This window comes from Mesorhizobium sp. M0771, assembly GCF_040320155.1.
Classification (GTDB): Bacteria; Pseudomonadota; Alphaproteobacteria; order Rhizobiales; family Rhizobiaceae; genus Mesorhizobium.
In genome coordinates, this window is the sequence record NZ_JAMYPC010000013.1 from 37,912 (window position 1) to 57,793 (window position 19,882).

A 19,882-nucleotide genomic window follows, 5' to 3' on the forward strand; every position below is an offset into this window, starting at 1 on the left:
GATTATAGCCGGGAAAGGACGAGCGCTAGGTCCCTCGCGGTTTGGCGCGGGCGGTGGCCGCAGCGAGCAGCGGATTTTCCGGCCAGACATGGCGGGGATAGCGGCCGCGCATGTCGGTGCGCACATCGGCCCAGGAGCCGCGCCAGAAGCCGGGCAGGTCGCGCGTCGTCTGGATCGGCCGGTGCGCCGGCGACAACAGCTCGAGCGTCAGCGGCACGGTGCCGTTGGCGATTGCCGGATGGCGGTCAAGGCCGAACAGTTCCTGCACGCGGATGGCCAGCACCGGCCATTCGCCGTCATAGCGGATCGGCACATGGCTGCCGGAGGGCGCGTCGAAATGGGTCGGCGCCAGTGTGCCGACCTTGCGTTGCAATTCGTGCGGCACCAGCGCCATCAGGCCTGACGACAGCACGCCGGGATCGATCGCGGCGAAGGATGCCTTGCCCGAAAGGAACGGCAGCAGCCAGTCGTCGAGGCCTTCGAGCAGGGCGGGTTCCGAAACATCGGGCCAAGGCGCGCCGAGGCCGCGATGCAGCCAGCCGAGCCGTTGGCGCAGCGTCTCGCCGTCCTTGCCCCATTCCAGCAGCGACAGGCCGTGCTCGCGCAAGGCATCTGTTATGGCGCGGTCGGCGTCTGTTCCAGTTGGTGCGGGCAGCATGCGCTCCGACAAAGTGATGGCGCCGAGCCTGGCGGTCTCGCGCACGCGCGCCGCGCGCCGCTCGCGGTCGAAGCTTGTCTCGCGGCGCGTCTCGATGCTGTCGGAGAGTGCGGCGCGGATGTCGGCCTCGTCGACGGCTGCCGCCGCCGTGATGCGGGCATTTTGCGCCTTGCCTTGCAGATCGGCGACGACCAGCCAGGTCTCGCCGGCCAGCGGATCGGCGGCGTCGACCATTGCACCGGAGCCGTTGGCGAGCACGAAACGGCCACGCTCGCCGCGCGCCCTGGCGACGCGGTCCGGCCAGGCGTGGATGAGCAAAAGACCGGCAGAAGCGGCTTCGCTGCTCTTGGCGCCGCCCGCCTGCTTCGCCAGCCGCTCGGCCAACTGCCTTGCCGCAACGGCGCGCGGTGACTTTTCGGTGCGGAAGCGCATCAAGCGCCGTTCGAGGTCGGCGCCGTCGCCGCCGAGACCACGCTCGGTGAGCAGGACGGCTAGCATCGCAGCCTCGAGCGCGTGGCCGGTGCCTGCCGCCTCGGCGACCATGTGCGCCAGCCTTACCGGCAGCGCCAGCTTGCGCATCGCGCCGCCCTGCTCCGTCAGCCGTCCGGCCGCGTCGATGGCGTGCAGCGCCATGAGCAGCGCCCTCGCCTCGTTGAGCGCCGGGGCCGGCGGCGGGTCGAGGAAGGACAGGCTCGCCGGATCGGCGACGCCGAAGGCGGCGCAATCGAGCAGCAGGCCGGACAGGTCGGCTTCCAGAATCTCGGGCGGGGTGAACGCGGGAAGGGCCGCCGTCTGCTCGGCCCGCCAGAGGCGGATGGTGACGCCTGGCTGCGTGCGCCCGGCGCGGCCGGCGCGCTGGTCGGCGGACGCCCTGGAAACGCGCACCGTCTCCAGCCGGGTCAGGCCGCTTGCCGGCTCGTAGCGCGGCAGCCGCGACAGGCCGGAATCGATGACGACGCGCACGCCGTCGATGGTGATCGAGGTCTCGGCGATCGACGTCGCCAGCACCACCTTGCGGCGGCCCGGCAGCGCCGGTTTGATGGCTGCATCCTGCGCCCTGTTGTCGAGCTGGCCGTAGAGCGGCACGATGTCGGTGTCGGCGCCGAGGCGGCCCTGCAGCCGCTCGGCCGTGCGCTCGATCTCGCGCTGGCCGGGCAGGAAGGCGAGCACGCTGCCGCTCTCGCCGGCAAGAGCGGAGCGGATCGCCTTGGCCATGGCGTCTTCGATGGGAACGCCGGCTGGCCGCTCGTCGTATCTGACATCTACGGGGAACGCACGGCCTTGGCTTTCGATCACCGGGGCGCCGGACAGGAGTTTCGCGACGCGCGCGCCATCGAGCGTTGCCGACATCACCAGCAGCCGCAAATCCGGCCGCAGCGCGCCCTGCACGTCGAGCGCCAGCGCCAGGCCGAAATCGCCGTCGAGCGAGCGCTCGTGGAATTCGTCGAAAATCACCGCCGAGACGCCGGGCAGCTCGGGATCGTCTAGGATCATGCGCGCCAGGACGCCTTCGGTGACGACCAGGATTTTTGTCCGGGCCGATGTGCGGTTTTCCATGCGCATGGCATAGCCGACGGTGGCGCCAGGCTCTTCATCAAGCAATTCGGCCATGCGGCGGGCGGCGGCGCGGGCGGCGAGCCGGCGCGGTTCGAGCAGGACGATCTTGCCGGCGACCAGCCAGGGCGCATCGAGCAGCGCCAGCGGCACCAGCGTCGTCTTGCCGGCGCCGGGCGGCGCCACCAGAACGGCGCTGTTGCCGGAGCCGAGCGCCTGGCTCAGGGCCGGCAGCACGGCGGATACCGGAAGCTCCGGCAAGGATCTCGTCGTCATTGCGTCCGCATATCAGCGGTCACCACAACCGTGCAACGGCTCAAAGCCTTGTGCGTGAAAACGGGTTCCAGCGCACCGTGCCCAGCCGCACCTCCTCGCGCACCATGGTGAGCAGGCCGGACGCGCCGACGACGGCCAAGCCGACCAGCGATATCCAGTCCGGATACTCCTGGAAGAACAGCGCGCCAAGGATCACCGCCCAGACGATCTGCGAATAATGCGTCGGCGCGATGCGGTTGGCCGGTGCGTATTTGGCGGCCAGCAGCTGCAGCAATTGGCCGCCGGCGGTAAAGGCGCCGCCCAGCACCAGCCACAGCAGCTGCATGGCGTTGGGGAGGGTGAACGATGTGGCGATGGTGCCGGCCCCGTTGAACAGCAGCCCGTAACCGATGAGCACGCCGAGCATGGTGGTGCGCTTTTCCTGCTGGGTGAGCGACCGCATCAGGATGACGCTGGCCGCGGCGAGGAAGGCCACCGTGAAGGCGGCAAGGTGTCCGAGATGCAACTCGCGAAAACCTGGCCGCACCACCAGCATGACACCTGCAAAGCCGGCAACCACCGCCAGCCAGCGCCATGGACCGACCTTTTCTTTCAGGATGACGGTCGAGAGAATGGTAACGCAAAGCGGCGCCAGGAAGATCAGTGCATAGGTCTCGGCCAGCGGAATGGTGGTGAAGGCGTAGACGCTGAGCACGCCCGAGGCGATGCCGGCCCAGGCGCGGGCCTGCACCGCCCATGGCCGCCCGGTGCGCCAGAAGTCGCGCCAGCGCTCACCGACTGGGCGGCTGAAAAACAGGAAGCAGCCGGCAAACAGCGTGATGAAGAAGCCGATCTCGAAGACGGTGAACTGTCCGCCAAGGCTCTTGATAACGGCATCGCTGCACGAATAGCTTGCATAGGCGATGAGGGCGAGCAGGATTCCGTTCGTCACGTTTTTCCATTTCCGGGGAGAGTGCAGTGAAGGTATTGGCGCTCGGCGCGCATCCCGACGACATCGAGATATTCATGTTCGGTACGCTGGCTGCCTATGCCACGCAAGGCGCAGAACTGACTTTTGCCGTGGCCACGGATGGCGCCAGGGGCGGCATGGGCGACCCGAGCGTTTTGGCTCGTGTCCGCCGCGACGAGGCGGCGGCCGCTGCGGCGCTGCTCGGCGCAACCCTTCGCTTTCTCGACTTTCCCGACGGCGAACTGGTGGCTGATGCGGCACTGATCGCTTCGCTGAAAGCGCTGATACGCGAGACCGCGGCGGATCTGGTGATCACGCATGCCCCCAACGACTATCACGCCGACCATCGTGCTTTGTCGGACAGCGTGCGCATCGCGGCCTCGTTCGGCGTCCCCGTGCTGCATGCCGACACGATGGGCGGCACCGGCTTTGCGCCGACGCATTACGTCGACATTTCCGCCTACGGCGATATCAAGACGCAGGCGATCCGAGCGCACCAGTCGCAGTGGCCGGAGCAATATGTCGACAGAGCGCGCGTCCAGAATGAGTTTCGCGCCGGGCAATGCAACAGCGTTCCCGGCTCCCTGGCCGAGGCCTTCCGATTCGAGCCGACATTTCCCTTCGCCGACATCCGCGCGCTGCTGCCGCCCGCGCCCCCTGTTCGGCCGGTGACGCCGCAGACGAAAATTATAGGCGACCCCGGCTAAGCAACTTCCGGGCGAGCCGTCCGGCAATCATTTCCCAACGATTTCAATCGCCGTTTCGCCATGTTGCGGCGCAGCGACGAATTCGCTTGCCTTGTTTAGTAAAAATTGCATCACTAAACAAATTACTAAACATCTGCGGCGCACCGCGCCGCCCTGGCGACGCATAGCGCGCCGTGTTTAGCCCCTCGGAGGAGCGAGGGTTGAGGGGTTCTTGAAACGGCCATCCGGGCGCGTTTCGCAAATGGGAGGAAGGCATGAAATCGAGCTTGAAACTGGCGTTGGGGCTGGCCTCGGCGATTACCGCGTCGACAGCCGTCTCGAACGCGGCGCACGCTGAAGACCTGACGCTTTGCTGGGCCGCCTGGGATCCGGCAAACGCGCTGGTCGAACTGTCCAAGGATTTTACCAAGGAAACCGGCATTGGCATGAAATTCGAATTCGTGCCGTGGACCAACTATGCCGACCGCTTCCTCAACGAGCTCAACTCGCACGGCAAACTTTGCGACCTGATCATCGGCGACAGCCAGTGGATCGGCGGCTCGGCCGAGAACGGCCACTACGTCAAGCTGAACGACTTCTTCGACAAGGAGAAGATCAGCATGGACGACTTCGTGCCGGCAACCGTCGTCGGCTATTCCGAATGGCCGAAGAACACGCCGAACTACTGGGCGCTGCCGGCCATGGGCGACGTCGTCGGCTGGACCTACCGCAAGGACTGGTTCTCCAAGCCGGAACTGCAGAAGGAATTCAAGGAAAAGTATGGTTGGGACCTCGGCCCACCGACCACCTTCGACCAGCTGAAGCAGGTCGCCGAGTTCTTCCAGAAGCGCGAGATCGACGGCAAGACCGTCTATGGCGCTTCGATCTACACCGAGCGTGGCTCGGAAGGCATCACCATGGGCGCCATGGACGTGCTCTACAGCTACGGCTTCCAGTATGAAAACCCCAAGAAGCCCTACGAGATGGAAGGCTTCGTCAATTCGCCAGACGCGGTCAAAGGCCTGGAGTTCTACAAGTCGCTCTACGATTGCTGCACGCCTCCGGGTGCCTCGAACAGCTATATGGGCGAAGGCGTCGACGCTTTCAAATCCGGTCAGGTGGCCATGCACATGAACTTCGCCTTCACCTGGCCCGGCCTGCAGAAGGACGAGAATGTCGGCGGCGACAAGATCGGCTACTTCGTCAATCCGAAGGGTCCCGGTGGCGCCCAGTTTGCGCAGCTTGGCGGCCAGGGCATTTCGGTGGTGTCCTATTCAGACAAGCAGGAATCGGCGCTGAAATACATCAAGTGGTTCGCCAACAAGGATGTGCAGGCCAAATGGTGGTCGCTCGGCGGCTATTCCTGCCTGAACGCGGTGGTCAAGGACCCGGCCTTCCCGTCCAGCCAGCCTTATGCGCAGACCTTCCTCGACTCGATGGCGATCGTGAAGGACTTCTGGGCCGAGCCGAGCTACGCACCGCTGCTGCAGGCGTCGCAGAAGCGCTTCCACGACTATGTCGTTGCCGGCCAGGGTTCGGCCAAGGACGCGCTTGACGGCCTGGTCAAGGACTGGACGCAAGTGTTCCAGGACGACGGCAAGATGTAACCGGACCAACGGCTCCTCCCGAGCCTGACCCCAGAGGCGGATGATTTTCAGGCCGAATCGACCAGAAATCATCCGCCTCAGGGCTAAAAAGAGAGAGAGCATGATGTCGTCCGAAAACCGCTTCACACTTTTCGGCATCATGCTCTTGGTCCCGTGCTGCCCTTGGCACGGGACGCAGTTCAGATAAATTCCAGTGTCGAGACTTGACGTGACCGAAGCAGGACTCACCATGCTCAATCGGACTGCGGAGAACGTTGCCCGGGCGACCCCGGAGCCGTTGGCCCGCAAGGTCCGGGGGATCAGCGACAAGGGCCTCGCCTGGCTGTTCATCTCGCCGACGATCCTGTTGCTCTTGGCCATCAACATCTTCCCGCTGTTCTGGGCGATCTACCTGTCCTTCACCAACTTCCGGGCGAACCGCCCGAACGAGGTGGTGAAGAACCTCGGCTTCGCCAATTACCAGCGCATCCTCGGCGACCAGGACATCTGGATCGCCATGCAGACGACGGCGCATTTCGTGTTCTGGACGATCTTGCTGCAGACGCTGATCGGTTTCACGCTGGCATGGCTGATCGACAGGAAGTTTCGCGGCCACGCCTTCTGGACGACCATCATCCTGGTGCCGATGATGCTGTCGCCGGCGGTGGTCGGCAATTTCTGGCGTTTCCTCTACGAGCCGCAGATCGGCCTGTTCGCCTACGCCATCTCGTTCGTCACCCGGATACCACCGACCGACATCCAGATGCTGTCCAACGTGTCGCTGGCGCCGTGGTCGATCATCATCGTCGACACCTGGATGTGGACGCCCTATGTCATGCTGATCTGTCTCGCCGGCCTGCGCTCGATCCCCGAATACATCTATGAGGCGGCCGAGGTCGACCGCGCATCCAACTGGCGGCAGTTCTGGTCGATCACGCTGCCGATGGCGCTGCCCTTCATCATGCTGGCGGTGCTGTTTCGCGGCATCGAGAACTTCAAGATGTTCGACATGGTCAACCTGCTGACCGGTGGCGGGCCGGGCTCGACCACCGAGGTCGCTTCCATCACGCTGAAACGGCAAGCGTTCGAGAGCTGGCGCACCGGATATTCCTCGGCCTTCGCCATCATCCTGTTCGTCGCGGTGTTTGGGCTGGCCAACATCTACGTCAAGGCGCTGAACAAGGTGAAGCAGAGATGAGCCTGACCACCGCCCACTCCGTCGTCGCCCCCTCGGCCAATTCGAAGCGGATCGCCGGCACGATCATCGTGCTCTACGCGCTGATCTCGATCGTGCCGCTGCTGTGGATCTTCGCCACCAGCTTCAAGACGCCGCCGGATTCGATCGCCTATCCGCCCAAGATTCTGTTCCAGCCGAGCATCGAGGGCTATTGCAACCTGTTCACGACGCGCACCAGGCAAACGCCCGAGTACATCAACTCGCTCGGACCCGCGACCGGTTTCTGCGACGAGACCTCGCGCAAGCGCAACATGGTGATTGCCGGCCCGTCCAATTTCCTGCCGCGCTTCGTCAATTCGCTGATAATCGCCTTCGGCTCGACCTTCTGCGCGGTCTTCCTCGGCACGCTGTCTGCCTATGGTTTCTCGCGCTTCAAGGTGCCGCTGGCCGATGACCTTCTGTTCTTCATCCTGTCGACGCGCTTCATGCCGCCGATCGCGGTCGCGATTCCCATCTACCTGATGTACCGCGAGCTCGGCCTGTCCGACACCGCGCTGGGCATGATCCTGCTCTACACGGCGGTAAACGTGTCGCTGGCGGTGTGGCTGCTGAAAGGCTTCATCGACGAGATCCCGCGCGAGTATGAGGAAGCGGCGATGATCGACGGCTATACCAGGCTGCAGGCCTTCTGGCGCACCGTGCTGCCGCAAGCCACCACCGGCATCGCCGCGACCGCCATCTTCTGCCTGATCTTCGCCTGGAACGAATATGCCTTCGCGGCACTGCTCACCTCCGGCACGGCGCAAACCGCACCGCCCTTCATCCCGACTATCATCGGCGAAGGCGGCCAGGACTGGCCGGCGGTGGCGGCGGGCACGACGATCTTCCTGGTGCCGATCCTGGTCTTCACCATCCTGCTACGCAAGCAGTTGCTGCGCGGCATCACTTTCGGCGCGGTTCGCAAATGAGTGGTGTGCCAGGTCGACCCCCACTCCGTCGAGCTTCGCTCGACACCTCTCCCCCCATCGACGGGGTAGAGGAAGGACGCGCACTTCATTCAGGCAGGCTGCCTTCCTCTCCCTCCGGAGGGGGGAGAGGTGACGCTGCGAAGCAGCGACGGAGTGGGGGAACCACCTGGCAACCGTCTCGCCCCGTTGCCGGGCAGAAGGAAGGCAGCTACGCATGACGCGCCCAGCCATCTCCAAAAAGTCATCCTGGCCTCGCTGGGCCCGGCGCGGCCTCATGGAAAACATTGCGACGGCGCTCATCGCCGTCGGCTTCCTGATGCTGTTCCAGCCTTTCGCGCTCGCGCTCTACACCTACTCCTTCATCACCATGCTCGCCGGCACAGTGATGTTCATCATCGTCTCGAAATTCCCGGAATAATCATGGCCGAAATCCGCGTCCAACATTTGAGAAAGGCCTTCGGCGATTTCGTCGCCGTGCAGGATTCCAGCTTCATCGTCGAGGATGGCGAGTTCTTCGTCATGCTTGGCCCGTCGGGCTGCGGCAAGACGACGACGCTGCGCATGATCGCCGGGCTGGAACTGCCGACGGGCGGCCAGATCCTGCTCGGCGGCGAGGATGTCACCATGCGCCGGGCGCGCGAACGCGACATCGCCTTCGTCTTCCAGCTTTTCGCGCTCTATCCGCATATGAATGTGCGCAAGAACATCGGCTTCCCGCTTCTCGCGCAAGGCATGCCGTCGGCCGAGATTCGAAGCCGTGTCGAGGAAACGGCGAAGCTGCTGCGCATCGACCACCTGCTCAACAAATCGGTCTCAGGGCTTGCCGGCGGCGACCGCCAGCGGGTCGCGCTCGGCCGCGCCATCGTGCGACGGCCAAAGTGTTTTCTGATGGACGAGCCGCTCGGCACGCTCGACACCGAATTCCGCGATCTGATGGTGCATGAGCTGCGCGAGCTGCACAACCGCATCCACGCCACCACCGTCTATGTCACGCACGACCAGATGGAAGCGATGTCGATGGCCGACAAGATCGCCGTCATGAACCATGGCGTCATCGAACAGTTCGGCAGCCCGCGCGAAATCTACGACCGCCCGGCAACCATGTTCGTCGCCGACTTCATCGGCTCGCCGCCGATGAATTTCCTGGGCTTCGGTGGCGGGCTGGCGAAGGGGGCGAAGGAAATCGTCGTCCAGGGCGCCAAGGTGGCGGTGCCGGAAGTGCGCGAGGAAATTGCGCCCGCCGACATGGCGCTCGGCATCCGTCCCGAGCACATCCGTTTCGACGATGCGTCGAAACTGCGCGGCGCCATCTACGGCACCGAATATCTCGGCACGACGCAGATCGTGGCGGTGGAGACGGCGGACGGCATCATCAAGGCGCGGGTGCCGGCCGAAATCCGGCTCGCTGCCGGCGATCATGTCGGGCTGACGTTGAACAGCGCGCGGCTGTCGCTGTTCGACAAGGGCTCGGGTCGGGCGGTGCGCACCGCGATCCACGATACCGCCTCTCAAGGGAGAGCGCAGCATGGCTGACGTGCACATCAAGGGCGTGACCAAAAGCTTCGGCGATCATGTCGCCGTCAATGGCCTCGACCTCAACATCGCCGATGGCGAATTCGTCGTGCTGCTCGGCCCGACCGGCGCCGGCAAGACGACGACGCTGAGATTGATCGCCGGACTGGAGCGGCCGGATGGCGGCAGGATCGATATTGGCGGCCACGATGCGACGACGCTGTCGCCGGCCGAGCGCGACACCGCTTTCGTCTTCCAGCAATATTCGCTCTACCCGCATCTGTCAGTCTACGACAACCTCGCCTTCCCGCTGCGCTCGCCGGCGCGGAAAGTACCGGAGGACCAGATTCGCCGCCGCGTCGAAGAGGTGGCAAAGATGGTGCGCATCCACCACAAGCTCGCCAACCGCTCGACCAAGCTGTCGGGCGGCGAGATGCAGCGCGTCGCCATCGGCCGAGCGTTGGTGCGCAAACCGTCGATCTATCTGATGGACGAACCGCTGTCGTCGCTGGATGCCAAATTGCGCGCCGATCTCAGGCTCGAACTCAAGCGCATCCAGGCCGAACTCGGCGCCACCATGCTCTATGTCACGCACGACCAGATCGAGGCGATGACCATGGCCGATCGCATCGGCATCCTCAATGACGGCGTGCTGGTGCAGATCGGCACGCCGCGCACAATCTATTCGGAGCCGGCCAACCTTCATGTCGCGGCCCGCCTCGGCCAGCCGGCGATCAACCTGCTGCCGGCCGGGCTGCTGCCTGATGGTGGGGCGCCGACCGGAACCAAGACCATCGGCGCGCGCACCGAGCATCTGTCGATCGAGAAGACCGCAAGCGGCCATGCCGACGGCGTCGTCGACTGGGTCGAACATCTCGGGGACCAGAACCATCTGCATGTTACGGTCGGCCCGAAGAAACTGGTGACGCTCACCGACCCCGATACGGATCTGGCCGAGGGCGACAAAGTGGTGATCCGCTACCGCTCGCCACTTTATTTCGGCGCCGACGGACAAAGACTGATGTGAGGTTTTCGGTGTCTCGCCAAGGGCACGGCACCGGCTTCTGATTGACGAATACAGGACGAATTCGATGAAGCACTTTTTCAACCGCAGGGAAACGATCGTCACCGAGGCGCTGGACGGGCTGTTGCGGACTATCGGTTCCGGCGATCTCGCCCGCCTCGACGGCTATCCCGAGATCAAGGTCGTGCTGCGCGCCGACTGGGACAAGGCAAAGGTTGCCGTCGTCTCCGGCGGCGGTGCCGGGCACGAGCCGTCGCATGCCGGGTTTGTCGGCAAGGGCATGCTGACGGCGGCGGTCTCGGGCGAGATATTTGCCTCGCCCAGCGTCGAGGCGGTCCTGGCGGCCATTCGCGCGGTGACCGGCCCGGCTGGCTGCCTGCTGATCGTCAAGAACTACACCGGCGACCGCCTCAATTTCGGCCTCGCGGCCGAGAAGGCGCGCGCCGAGGGGTTTTGCGTCGAGATGGCGATCGTCGCCGACGACATTGCCTTGCCCGATATCAACCAGCCGCGCGGCGTCGCCGGCACCTTGTTCGTGCACAAGATATCAGGCCATTTGTCGGAGACGGGAAGCGGTCTGACAGCGATCGCGACAGCGGCTCGCGCGGCGGCGAAGGACATCATCTCGCTCGGCATGTCGCTGTCGTCCTGCTCGATCCCCGGCCAGCCACATGAAGAGCGGTTCGGCGAAAATGACGGCGAACTCGGCCTCGGCATCCATGGCGAGCCGGGCGTCGAGCGCATCGCCGTGCAGAGCGCCGACAGACTTGTGGCGATCATGGCGGAGCGGCTGGCCGCGCGGCTCGACCCGAACGCCAGCCACGCGTTGCTCATCAACAATCTCGGCTCGGTGCCGCCGCTCGAAATGTCGCTGGTCGCCAATGCCGTGCTGGCCTCGCCGCTGGCCAAGACCGTGAAGCTTGCGATCGGCCCCGGACCGCTGATGACGGCGCTCAACATGAACGGTTTTTCGCTGTCGCTGATCAAGCTCGATGCGGCGCGCGAGGCAGGCTTGCTGGCGCCTGTCGGCCCACATGCCTGGATGCCGGCCAAAACCGTCGTCGCGCCGGCTATCGTGCCTATGGCGAAAGCGGCTGGAAACAGCGCAGCCCAAAGGGCCAGCCAGGATTCCGGCACCAGGCGTTTGATCATCACGGTCTGCGAACGGCTGATCGCGCTCGAAGAGACACTGAACGGGCTCGACGCCAAGGCGGGCGATGGCGATACCGGTTCGACGGTTGCGACCGGCGCGCGCAGCGTGCTGGAACGGCTCGATGCGCTGCCGCTGGCCGACCCTGCCGCCACACTTGCGGCTATAGGCGATAGTCTGGGCGTCGCAATGGGCGGCTCCTCAGGCGTCTTGCTGTCGATCTTCTTCACGGCGGCGGCTCAGGCTTCGAACGGCGGAGCAACCCTGTCCAAGGCGCTGCTTGCCGGGCTTGACCGGATGACCTTCTATGGCGGCGCCAGGGTCGGCGACCGCACCATGGTCGATGCCTTGGAGCCGGGGCTGAAGGCGCTCGATGCCAAGGGGCTGGATGCCGCGGCTACAGCGGCACGGCACGGCGCCGAGGCGACCGCGGCCATGGAGAAGGCGAAGGCCGGGCGCTCCGCCTATGTCGGCACCAAATTGCAGGGCGTAGTCGACCCTGGCGCCCATGCCGTGGCCGAAGTGTTCGCGGCCGCCGCCGCGCTGCATGCAACGGCCTGACGGCATGCTTAGATTGTCGAATGAAAACTCTTGCGATACTGCCGGCAGGATCGAAACCGGGAATCTGGACATGGCAGCGTTCGACCTTGCCAGGCTGATCACCGCCGCCGCGGACACGATCGCCGCTCACTCGGAAGAGTTGACCGCGCTCGACCAGGCGATCGGCGACGGTGACCATGGGCTGAACATGAAGCGCGGCTTCGAGGCCGTGCGCGCCGATGCAGGGGCGTTCGCTGCAAAGCCGCTGCCCGAGGCGCTGAAGGCGATCGGCACCAAGCTGGTGATGACGGTCGGCGGCGCGTCCGGGCCGCTGTTCGGCACATTGTTCCTGGCGCTGGGCAAGGAGATTTCAGGAGAGCCGGATCGCCCCAAGCTGACGGCTGCTTTCGGCAAGGCAATCGAGGCGGTGGCCGCCAGAGGCAAATCGCAGGTCGGCCAGAAGACGATGCTCGATGTGCTGTATCCGGTGCATGACGCGCTCGCGAATGGAAAGACAGGCTCGGAAATCGCTGATATTGCCGACGCGGCTGCCGAAGCGACCGTGCCGATGAAGGCAACACGCGGTCGCGCCTCATTCCTCGGCGACCGCTCAATCGGTCATATGGATGCCGGCGGACGCTCTGTGGCGCTGCTGGTGCGGACCGTCGCCGAAACCGTCGAGGGCCAAGCATGAGCAATGTCGGCATCGTCATCGTCTCGCATTCCCCGCTGGTTGCCGAAGGCACGGCCGACATGGTGCGGCAGATGGTGGGCGACGAAGTGCCGCTTGCATGGTGCGGCGGAAACGGCCATGGCGGGCTCGGCACCAGCGTCGAAGCGATCATAGGCGCCATCGACAAGGCGTGGTCGGAGGCGGGCGTCGCCATACTGGTCGATCTCGGCGGCGCCGAGACCAATTCGGAAATGGCGGTGGAAATGATCGGCGAGCCGCGGGCGCAGAAGATCATCGTCTGCAACGCGCCGATCGTCGAAGGCGCGGTGATGGCGGCGACCGAGTCCTCCGGCGGCGCCTCGCTGAAGGAAGTGGTGGCGACGGCGCATGAATTGTCGCCGTCGTGAGTGAACGGGAATTTTGACCTGATGTCCGCCTTTGCCGAAGCGACCGTCCTGATCACCCACGAGGTGGGTCTGCATGCGCGCCCTTCGGTGAAGTTCACCAAGCTTGCCAAGAGCTTTGCGGCCGAGGTGGAGATTGCGCTTTCTGCCAACGGCCCATGGTTCGACGCCAAGAGCATCGTCAAGGTGATGGCGGCCAGGGCGCCGAAAGGCACCATGCTGCACATCCGGGCCACAGGCGACGGCGCCGATGATGCCGTGAGAGCGCTGGTCGAGCTGGTGCGGCGCGATTTCGACGAAGGCGCGGGCCATGCCCGAACCGCTTAGGCTGCAAGGCATTTCGGCCTCCGCCGGCTACGCCGAGGGGCCGCTGTTCAATCTCGACAACGGCACCGCGCACTACTCACGGAAGGCGACAGCCGGCGAGGAAAAGGCTGCATTGGAAGCAGCTATCGCCAGTTCGGCTGACCGGCTCGCGACCCTGATTGAAACCGCCGATGAGGAGGCCGCCGGCATTCTCGAATTCCAGCTCGCCATGCTTGAGGACGATGCCCTGACCGGCCCGGCTTTTGCCGCGATCGCGTCCGGCATGCCGGCTGACATGGCCTGGCGACAGGCGCTGGACGCCGAGATCTCCGGCTACGAAACGTCAGACCAGGACTATTTCCGGGCTCGCGCCGCCGATATCAGCGATATCCGCGACCGCGTGCTGCGCGCCCTTACCGAGGAGCAGGAGAGCGCTCCACCAGCGGGCGCCATTCTCTATGGCGAGGACATCGCGCCGACGCGCTTTCTCGAGACCGACTGGAGCACCGGCGGCGGCATCGCGCTGAGGGCCGGCAGCGCCGCCAGCCACGTCGCCATGCTGGCGCGCTCGCGCGGCGTGCCGATGGTGGTGGGGCTTGGCGCTTCGCCGGCTAATCCCGTCGGTCTGGCTCTGCTCGATGCGGAGCATGGCGGTATCGTGCTTTCGCCGACCACGACCGAGATCGAAGCGTTCCACCGGTCCTCGTCCTCGTTTGTGGCACATCGAGACAAGGCCGGAGTCTATCTCGCGAAACCGGCGGTAACCCGGGCCGGGACGACAGTGCGCGTGCAGGTCAACATCGCCGATCCGTCCGAGGTCGACGGCATCGACATTTCGACCTGCGACGGGGTCGGGCTGATGCGCACCGAATTCCTGTTCGGCAAGGCGCCGCCGGACGAGGAGACGCAATACCAGGCCTATCGCAAGGTGCTGGAATGGGCAGGCGACAAGCCGGTGACCATCCGTACCGTCGACGCCGGCGGCGACAAGCCGGTGCCGGGCTTCACCGTCGAGGAGAGCAACCCGTTCCTCGGGCTGCGTGGCATCAGGCTGTCGCTGGCAAGGCCGGAGGTGTTTCGCGTACAGATCCGGGCGCTGCTGCGCGCGGCGGTGCACGGCAATCTGAAGGTGATGTTTCCGATGATCGCCGTCGCGGAGGAATACCAACGCGCCGCCGCTCTGTTCGTGGAGGAGCAGGCCGGGCTTGCCGCGCGCGGCATCGCGCAAAAAATGCCGCCGCTCGGCATCATGGTCGAGGTGCCTTCGGTGGCGATCGCGCCGGAGGCGTTCGCCGATGTCGCCTTCTTCTCGATCGGTTCGAACGATCTGACCCAATATGTAATGGCGGCTGCCCGCGATAACGCAGCCGTGGCGCATCTTAATTCTGTCCGCCATCCCGCCGTGTTGCGGCTGATCGGCTCGGTTGCCGCTTTTGGCCTGCGCGCGAAAATCCCAGTCAGCCTGTGCGGCGATGCCGGCGGCGATCCGGCATCGATCCCGGCACTGCTCGAGGCCGGCCTGCGGGATCTCTCGGTGGCTCCCGCCCAACTCGCCATGGCCAAGGCGGCCATCTCGGATGCATCGGTCTAGGATGACTGAGATGGCCGACAAGACACCAGAAGCCGGCTCCGAAGAGGCGATCCGCGCCTACAAGACGATCCTGTCGCAGGTCATCGACCAGCGACCGTCGGGTATGCGACAACGCCTTGCCGACGCGCTTGGCAAGCACCGCAGCTTCGTCACCCAGATTTCCAGCGCGGCCTATTCGACCCCGATCCCGTCAAAACATCTGCCGGCTATTTTTTCGGTCTGCCATTTCAGTCCGGCCGAGCGCGATCAGTTTCTGGCTGCCTATCATCTGGCGCATCCCGGCAAGATGTCGGTTGCGGCAGGCATGCGCAAGACCCGGCATGTCTCGCTGATCGTGCCCGATTTCGGCGACGACAAGCAGAATGCAGCGCTCGACAAGGCGATCAACGAATTCATCCAGAAGATCACCAGCATCACCGGCAGGAGTGGCGGCTGATCGTGTTGTGTCGGGAGGACACATGAAGAAGTTTATGAATTCCGTCGACACGGTGCTGACCGAAAGCCTCAACGGCTTCGTTGCAGCTCATGCCGACATCCTGGTGCTGGGCGAGGAGCACAAATTCATTCGCCGCAAGGTGATGAAGCCGGGGAAGGTGGCGCTGATCTCGGGCGGCGGTTCCGGCCACGAGCCGTTGCATGCCGGCTTTGTCGGTCACGGCATGCTGGACGCCGCCTGCCCCGGCCAGGTCTTCACCTCGCCAACGCCGGACCAGATACTGGCGGCGGCCGCCGCCGTCGATACCGGCGCCGGCTGCCTGTTCATCGTCAAGAACTATGAAGGCGACGTGATGAATTTCGACATGGCCGGCGAAATGGCCGACGGCGTCCTGCAGGTGGTGATCAATGATGACGTCGCCGTCGAGAATTCGTCCTTTACGACCGGCCGGCGCGGCGTCGCCGGCACGCTGGTGGTGGAGAAGATCGTCGGCGCCGCCGCCGAGCAAGGCATGGCGCTGGCGGATCTCAAGGCGCTCGGCGGTCGCATCAACAGCGCGACGCGTTCGATGGGCGTGGCGCTGACCAGTTGCACGGTGCCGGCGGCGGGCAGGCCGACCTTCGAGATTGGTGATGGCGAGATGGAATTCGGCGTCGGCATTCATGGCGAGCCCGGCCGGCGTCGCGACACGTTGAAAAGCGCCGATGCGATCGCCGAAGAGATTTGCGCCGCGATCCTGGGCGATCTCGGCGACAGGGCGAAAGGCCCGGCACTGTTGTTCATCAACGGCTTTGGCGGCACGCCGCTGATGGAGCTCTATCTGATGTACAACAGCGCCCGAAACATCTTCGAAAAACAGGGCGTGACGGTGACCCGCTCGCTGGTCGGGTCCTACGTGACATCGCTCGACATGGCCGGCTGCTCGATCACGCTGACCATGCTGGATGACGAGGTAACGTCAATGTGGGACGCGCCGGTGCACACAGCCGCGCTGCGCTGGGGACTGTAACGGAGGGGCCTTGCCCATATCCCGAACAGGCGGCTTATGAACTTGCCTTAGCCTGCGGGACCGGACGGACCGTTACCCGCAGTCACGCCGACAGATTGCCCGCCTGCAGCGCGGCTTGCCTTGCGGCCGACCGCTCCGGCTTCATCCAAACCGAAGCCGTAGAAGTCTTATCGCGGTATCGGCAGCGACGGCCCGGCCACCACGCTGGACAACTTTCCTGCCTTGCGCAGCACGGGCGCTTCATACTTTTTCTTGGCCATTCCAAACACCCTTTTCAGTCAAGTGCAAAAGAATGGACCGAAACCGTGGAAAGTCAATTCATGAGCTGGTTCTGCCACCACACGCTGGCTTCATGCATGCTTTTCTGCAACATACGCTCCTCTGAGTTGGTTGTTTGACGCAATTCCGGACGGGAATTGCTGATGTGGGCGAACGCAATCCGGGTTTGATGCTGCCATCTCTTGCGCCTGCCGATGAAAAACTGCTGCTGACCTTCGCCGACCCGGAGGCGACGGTTGCCATTGGCCGTGACGTTGCTGCCGAAAGCTTGCTGGCACTGCTCGCCAATGCCGAGTTCCACGGCGTGCTGCCGATCATGCTGCGCAAGCTCAGCGAGATCGGCGACGCCCAACTGCCTGCGGACGCAGCCTTGCGGCAAAAGCTGTCGGAACTGCGTGATCGCTCGACGCTGGCGACCGGCCAATCGATGCTGCTGCAATATCATGGCGACCGCATCATGAAGGCATTGGCGGCGAAAAATGTTCCGGCCCGCATCGTCAAGGGTCCGGTCTTCGCACGCAAACTTTACCGCCACGCCGCTGACCGGCCGTTCACCGACATCGACATTCTGGTCGAGCCGGCCAGCATCATTGAAGCCAACACGGTGATTGCCGGATGCGGCTTCGAGCTCTGGAGCGGCGAGGCGCAGTCGCAGGATCTGCAGGAGTTCAAGTGGCTGGAGAAGGAGAATACCAGCCTGCTGATCGAACTGCACGGCAACCTGGTGCATGATTCCGGCATGCGGCGGCGGCTGTCGCTGGGCTTTCGCGAATTGCAGATCATCGACGGCAGCGAGGCCGACACGCCGGCCGCGCTGCTGACCATCGCCATTGTCCACGCCGCCGGCGGGCACAAGTTCCACCGGCTGCAGCTTTGCGTCGATGTGCTGCAGGGCGTGCGCGCGCTGCGGTCGCCCGCGGATGAAGACCGGCTTTTCGAGGCGGCGCGCATCAGCGGCATCGAGCTCGAACTGGCGACGGTTCTCAATGTGACGGGGCGGCTGTTTGATGCACCGCGCGCGATCGAACTGGCCGACCGCATCAAGCCCGACCTCTCGATATTTTTGGCCAAATGGCTGATCACCGGCGATACGCTGCTCGGCGTCAATTCCAGGGACAAGATGCATTCGCGCCTGCGCCGCGACGCCTTCCGCTGGATCCAGCGCCTCGCCAGGCCAAAGCCGCATTCTGCCTGAAGTGTGCTTTAGTCCCGCGCCGCCAGCGCCGAGCGGATCAGCGGGGCCGCCTCGGCCGGGTTCGCGCCGACTTCCAGGGTAAATGTCGGGACGGCTTTGACCAGCGTTGCGATGGTTGCCATGCGGCGCTTCTGCGCCGGCAAAAGGCCGGTCATGCCGGTCCTGACATTGTCGGTGGCAAGCGCCACCATGGCGTCTGTCCTGGTCATGGGCACGAGCCGGGTTTGCGCGTCCGCCGAGCGGGCGAGATGAAACAGTGCCGCAACCGGTCTGCCGACAGTTTCCTCGATGCGGATGATCTCGGCGAGACGTTCCAGCGAGACGGCCTGCTCGCCATTGGCGTCCCATTTGTCGCCAAGGCAAGGCGCCACGAAGGGCAGCATTGCCGCGGTGTGGCGGTGGACCTTCACCTTGCGCGGCAAGCCCCAGGCCGTGATGCCGCCACCGGCCAAAACCTTGAGGATCATGGCGTCATCCGAGCACAGGCCGAAACCTTGCGACGCCAGCGCCAGCGACGTCGTTGACTTGCCGGTGCCGCTCGGCGCATGGATCAGCACGAGCGCCTCGCGGCCGGGCAATGTCAGGCCGGCGGTGTGCAGCATGTGCTGGTCGCCGGCATCAAGTGCTGCATCCAGCACCATCATCAGCACCGTCCATTTGACCTTGGCATCGGGATGGACTCGTATCTCGGCCCAGCCTCCATCGGCATTGATCGAGACGGTCTGCAGGCCGGGAAAGACCAGATGAACGGTGCCGCCACCGTCGATCAGCCGGCAATGGCCGTCCTCCGGCACCTCGCCGTCGAAAGCGAGTTTTCCGGCAGGCGATTCCGGTAACTCCCGCGTCTCGACGATGTCGACGCGGAAATCGGGCTCGACCGGCCCGCTCACGCGCAACGTGCCGAGCAAGAGGTCGAAGCTCGGCCAGAGATCGGCCCGCGAGGCCGATATGCTGATGACCTGGCCCTGGAGATCATAGCAGAAGGTGGTCGCCGGACCGGTCAAGCAGCGTGCGCCTTTCCGGCATCGGCGTGATGGCGATAGATCTGCACCATGCCGGGGAGGCTGTCCGAGACCACCGGGCGGCCATCGAGACAGACCCAGCAATGGGCAGACATACGCGGCGCCTGCATCGACTTCGGATCGACGCCGAAGCGCAGATCCGGATCGAAGCCGGCAAAGCGCAGGAAGCGGTGGGCGAGCAGGCCCTCGCGCAGGCATCTGCGGTCGCGCATCAGCCAGGGGTGCCGGACGGTCCGGTTGACGGCAGCGACGATGTAGGCTGACGACAGGCCGCGATAAGGGGTGGGTGCGCTGAGCGGCGCCCATTTCAGCACCGATTCGAAGCTGCGGCGGCCGATCAGGGTCGGCATCAGCCGCGCGCTTGCCCATAAATGGACACGAAACAAAGCGCGCAGGAGAACGCCGTCCACCATCAGGGAGCCGGGTCGGCGAGAATGCCTTCGCTCACCAGTTCGGCGGCCAGCGCCGCCATGTCCTGGTCGAGCGTGCCCTTGTCGACCTCGAACTCGTCAGACAACAGGACGACGATCTGGTCAAGGCTGCGGGCGCCGTCCACCTTGTCGAGAAAGGCTTCGGTGGTGCCGTTGCAGGTGTAAAGCTGGCCGCTGCGCGCCAAGAGCACGACGGCGCCATCGCCGACATGCTGGACCGAGGCGTCGTCCGCCAGCCGCAGAACCATTTCAGAACCGATTTGGGCCATGGAGCCCCTCCACCATTTTCCTGGAGAGCAGATAGCGCGGCGATGCGGGTCTGTCCATTGCGCGGACGAGAGGGAGAACAAGCCGGCCTGACCGTTCTGTGGCAATCCGGCAACGCCACCATCCTCACGACACAGGCAACCGAAGCCTAATGGAGACATCCAATTTCAGATTGTGGTAACTTCCACA

Annotated in this window: 20 protein-coding genes; 15 read left to right on the forward strand and 5 right to left on the reverse strand. The window is 64.6% G+C overall.

Annotation, left to right across the window (positions count from 1 at the left end):
* Positions 1-25: 25 nt before the first annotated feature.
* Both hrpB and NKI05_RS19840 read right to left on the reverse strand, forming a co-directional pair.
* The gene (gene hrpB, locus NKI05_RS19835; RefSeq protein WP_352792977.1) at positions 26-2,488 is read right to left on the reverse strand and encodes an ATP-dependent helicase HrpB; all 2,463 of its coding nucleotides are present in this window, start codon (positions 2,486-2,488) and stop codon (positions 26-28) included.
* 40 nt (positions 2,489-2,528) lie between these two features.
* On the reverse strand, positions 2,529-3,419 hold the full coding sequence (locus NKI05_RS19840) for a DMT family transporter (RefSeq protein WP_352792979.1): 891 nt from the start codon (positions 3,417-3,419) through the stop codon (positions 2,529-2,531).
* Between the two features lie 26 nt (positions 3,420-3,445).
* Here NKI05_RS19840 and NKI05_RS19845 point away from each other — a divergent pair, with 26 nt between their 5' ends.
* From NKI05_RS19845 to NKI05_RS19915, 15 genes are all read left to right on the forward strand, one after another.
* Positions 3,446-4,144: a PIG-L deacetylase family protein gene (locus NKI05_RS19845; RefSeq protein ID WP_023816342.1), complete on the forward strand. Its 699-nt coding sequence runs from the start codon at positions 3,446-3,448 to the stop codon at positions 4,142-4,144.
* Between the two features lie 254 nt (positions 4,145-4,398).
* Entirely contained in the window at positions 4,399-5,730 is a 1,332-nt protein-coding gene (locus tag NKI05_RS19850) for an ABC transporter substrate-binding protein (RefSeq protein WP_023684201.1), read from the forward strand.
* A 229-nt stretch (positions 5,731-5,959) separates the two neighbouring features.
* Positions 5,960-6,907 carry a carbohydrate ABC transporter permease gene (locus NKI05_RS19855; RefSeq protein WP_031198535.1) on the forward strand — a complete coding sequence of 316 codons (948 nt, stop codon included), beginning with the start codon at positions 5,960-5,962 and terminating at the stop codon, positions 6,905-6,907.
* Positions 6,904-7,854, forward strand: coding sequence for a carbohydrate ABC transporter permease (locus NKI05_RS19860; RefSeq protein WP_023711245.1), 951 nt, complete (start codon positions 6,904-6,906; stop codon positions 7,852-7,854). The genes NKI05_RS19855 and NKI05_RS19860 overlap by 4 nt, the downstream gene beginning before the upstream one ends.
* Positions 7,855-8,068: 214 nt before the next feature.
* Positions 8,069-8,272, forward strand: a complete 204-nt coding sequence (locus NKI05_RS19865; protein ID WP_023694181.1) for a hypothetical protein — start codon at positions 8,069-8,071, stop codon at positions 8,270-8,272.
* 2 nt (positions 8,273-8,274) lie between these two features.
* Positions 8,275-9,387 carry an ABC transporter ATP-binding protein gene (locus tag NKI05_RS19870; RefSeq protein WP_023816343.1) on the forward strand — a complete coding sequence of 371 codons (1,113 nt, stop codon included), beginning with the start codon at positions 8,275-8,277 and terminating at the stop codon, positions 9,385-9,387.
* Positions 9,380-10,393, forward strand: coding sequence for an ABC transporter ATP-binding protein (locus tag NKI05_RS19875; protein WP_023816344.1), 1,014 nt, complete (start codon positions 9,380-9,382; stop codon positions 10,391-10,393). Before NKI05_RS19870 ends, NKI05_RS19875 begins: the two co-directional genes overlap by 8 nt.
* A 64-nt stretch (positions 10,394-10,457) precedes the next feature.
* Positions 10,458-12,101 (forward strand): dihydroxyacetone kinase subunit DhaK, encoded by a 1,644-nt coding sequence (locus NKI05_RS19880; RefSeq protein ID WP_023816345.1) that lies wholly within the window; start codon positions 10,458-10,460, stop codon positions 12,099-12,101.
* Positions 12,102-12,171: 70 nt separating this feature from the next.
* Positions 12,172-12,774 (forward strand): dihydroxyacetone kinase subunit DhaL, encoded by a 603-nt coding sequence (gene dhaL / locus NKI05_RS19885; protein ID WP_023732533.1) that lies wholly within the window; start codon positions 12,172-12,174, stop codon positions 12,772-12,774.
* On the forward strand, positions 12,771-13,160 hold the full coding sequence (gene dhaM, locus NKI05_RS19890) for a dihydroxyacetone kinase phosphoryl donor subunit DhaM (RefSeq protein WP_023668781.1): 390 nt from the start codon (positions 12,771-12,773) through the stop codon (positions 13,158-13,160). The genes dhaL and dhaM overlap by 4 nt, the downstream gene beginning before the upstream one ends.
* A 21-nt stretch (positions 13,161-13,181) precedes the next feature.
* The gene (locus tag NKI05_RS19895) at positions 13,182-13,484 is read left to right on the forward strand and encodes an HPr family phosphocarrier protein (RefSeq protein WP_023729629.1); all 303 of its coding nucleotides are present in this window, start codon (positions 13,182-13,184) and stop codon (positions 13,482-13,484) included.
* Positions 13,468-15,054 carry a phosphoenolpyruvate--protein phosphotransferase gene (gene ptsP / locus NKI05_RS19900; RefSeq protein ID WP_023702322.1) on the forward strand — a complete coding sequence of 529 codons (1,587 nt, stop codon included), beginning with the start codon at positions 13,468-13,470 and terminating at the stop codon, positions 15,052-15,054. The genes NKI05_RS19895 and ptsP overlap by 17 nt, the downstream gene beginning before the upstream one ends.
* Positions 15,055-15,064: 10 nt before the next feature.
* The gene (locus tag NKI05_RS19905) at positions 15,065-15,490 is read left to right on the forward strand and encodes a hypothetical protein (protein WP_023668784.1); all 426 of its coding nucleotides are present in this window, start codon (positions 15,065-15,067) and stop codon (positions 15,488-15,490) included.
* A gap of 22 nt (positions 15,491-15,512) precedes the next feature.
* Positions 15,513-16,499: a dihydroxyacetone kinase subunit DhaK gene (gene dhaK / locus NKI05_RS19910; protein WP_023694188.1), complete on the forward strand. Its 987-nt coding sequence runs from the start codon at positions 15,513-15,515 to the stop codon at positions 16,497-16,499.
* A 448-nt stretch (positions 16,500-16,947) separates the two neighbouring features.
* On the forward strand, positions 16,948-17,973 hold the full coding sequence (locus NKI05_RS19915) for a nucleotidyltransferase family protein (RefSeq protein WP_023668787.1): 1,026 nt from the start codon (positions 16,948-16,950) through the stop codon (positions 17,971-17,973).
* A gap of 8 nt (positions 17,974-17,981) precedes the next feature.
* Here NKI05_RS19915 and NKI05_RS19920 read toward each other — a convergent pair whose 3' ends face one another.
* Genes NKI05_RS19920 through NKI05_RS19930 form a run of 3 tightly spaced genes read right to left on the reverse strand, consistent with a single transcriptional unit; the run spans position 17,982 to position 19,695 of the window.
* Positions 17,982-18,977: a phosphoenolpyruvate carboxykinase (ATP) gene (locus tag NKI05_RS19920; RefSeq protein WP_023694189.1), complete on the reverse strand. Its 996-nt coding sequence runs from the start codon at positions 18,975-18,977 to the stop codon at positions 17,982-17,984.
* A complete protein-coding gene (locus NKI05_RS19925; RefSeq protein WP_023668789.1) occupies positions 18,974-19,408 on the reverse strand; it encodes a lasso peptide biosynthesis B2 protein in 435 nt (144 codons plus the stop codon). The genes NKI05_RS19920 and NKI05_RS19925 overlap by 4 nt, the downstream gene beginning before the upstream one ends.
* Entirely contained in the window at positions 19,408-19,695 is a 288-nt protein-coding gene (locus NKI05_RS19930) for a PqqD family protein (protein ID WP_023684213.1), read from the reverse strand. The genes NKI05_RS19925 and NKI05_RS19930 overlap by 1 nt, the downstream gene beginning before the upstream one ends.
* Positions 19,696-19,882 lie beyond the last annotated feature (187 nt).

Coding starts and splice junctions, on each gene's coding strand:
- dhaL (WP_023732533.1), top strand. CDS start 12,172: ATGGCAGCGTTCGACCTTGCCAGGCTGATCACCGCCGCCGCGGACACG.
- NKI05_RS19855 (WP_031198535.1), top strand. CDS start 5,960: ATGCTCAATCGGACTGCGGAGAACGTTGCCCGGGCGACCCCGGAGCCG.
- NKI05_RS19880 (WP_023816345.1), top strand. CDS start 10,458: ATGAAGCACTTTTTCAACCGCAGGGAAACGATCGTCACCGAGGCGCTG.
- hrpB (WP_352792977.1), bottom strand. CDS start 2,488: ATGACGACGAGATCCTTGCCGGAGCTTCCGGTATCCGCCGTGCTGCCG.
- NKI05_RS19930 (WP_023684213.1), bottom strand. CDS start 19,695: ATGGCCCAAATCGGTTCTGAAATGGTTCTGCGGCTGGCGGACGACGCC.
- NKI05_RS19870 (WP_023816343.1), top strand. CDS start 8,275: ATGGCCGAAATCCGCGTCCAACATTTGAGAAAGGCCTTCGGCGATTTC.
- NKI05_RS19860 (WP_023711245.1), top strand. CDS start 6,904: ATGAGCCTGACCACCGCCCACTCCGTCGTCGCCCCCTCGGCCAATTCG.
- NKI05_RS19895 (WP_023729629.1), top strand. CDS start 13,182: ATGTCCGCCTTTGCCGAAGCGACCGTCCTGATCACCCACGAGGTGGGT.
- NKI05_RS19850 (WP_023684201.1), top strand. CDS start 4,399: ATGAAATCGAGCTTGAAACTGGCGTTGGGGCTGGCCTCGGCGATTACC.
- NKI05_RS19905 (WP_023668784.1), top strand. CDS start 15,065: ATGGCCGACAAGACACCAGAAGCCGGCTCCGAAGAGGCGATCCGCGCC.
- NKI05_RS19925 (WP_023668789.1), bottom strand. CDS start 19,408: ATGGTGGACGGCGTTCTCCTGCGCGCTTTGTTTCGTGTCCATTTATGG.
- NKI05_RS19875 (WP_023816344.1), top strand. CDS start 9,380: ATGGCTGACGTGCACATCAAGGGCGTGACCAAAAGCTTCGGCGATCAT.
- dhaK (WP_023694188.1), top strand. CDS start 15,513: ATGAAGAAGTTTATGAATTCCGTCGACACGGTGCTGACCGAAAGCCTC.
- NKI05_RS19915 (WP_023668787.1), top strand. CDS start 16,948: ATGCTGCCATCTCTTGCGCCTGCCGATGAAAAACTGCTGCTGACCTTC.
- NKI05_RS19865 (WP_023694181.1), top strand. CDS start 8,069: ATGACGCGCCCAGCCATCTCCAAAAAGTCATCCTGGCCTCGCTGGGCC.
- ptsP (WP_023702322.1), top strand. CDS start 13,468: ATGCCCGAACCGCTTAGGCTGCAAGGCATTTCGGCCTCCGCCGGCTAC.
- dhaM (WP_023668781.1), top strand. CDS start 12,771: ATGAGCAATGTCGGCATCGTCATCGTCTCGCATTCCCCGCTGGTTGCC.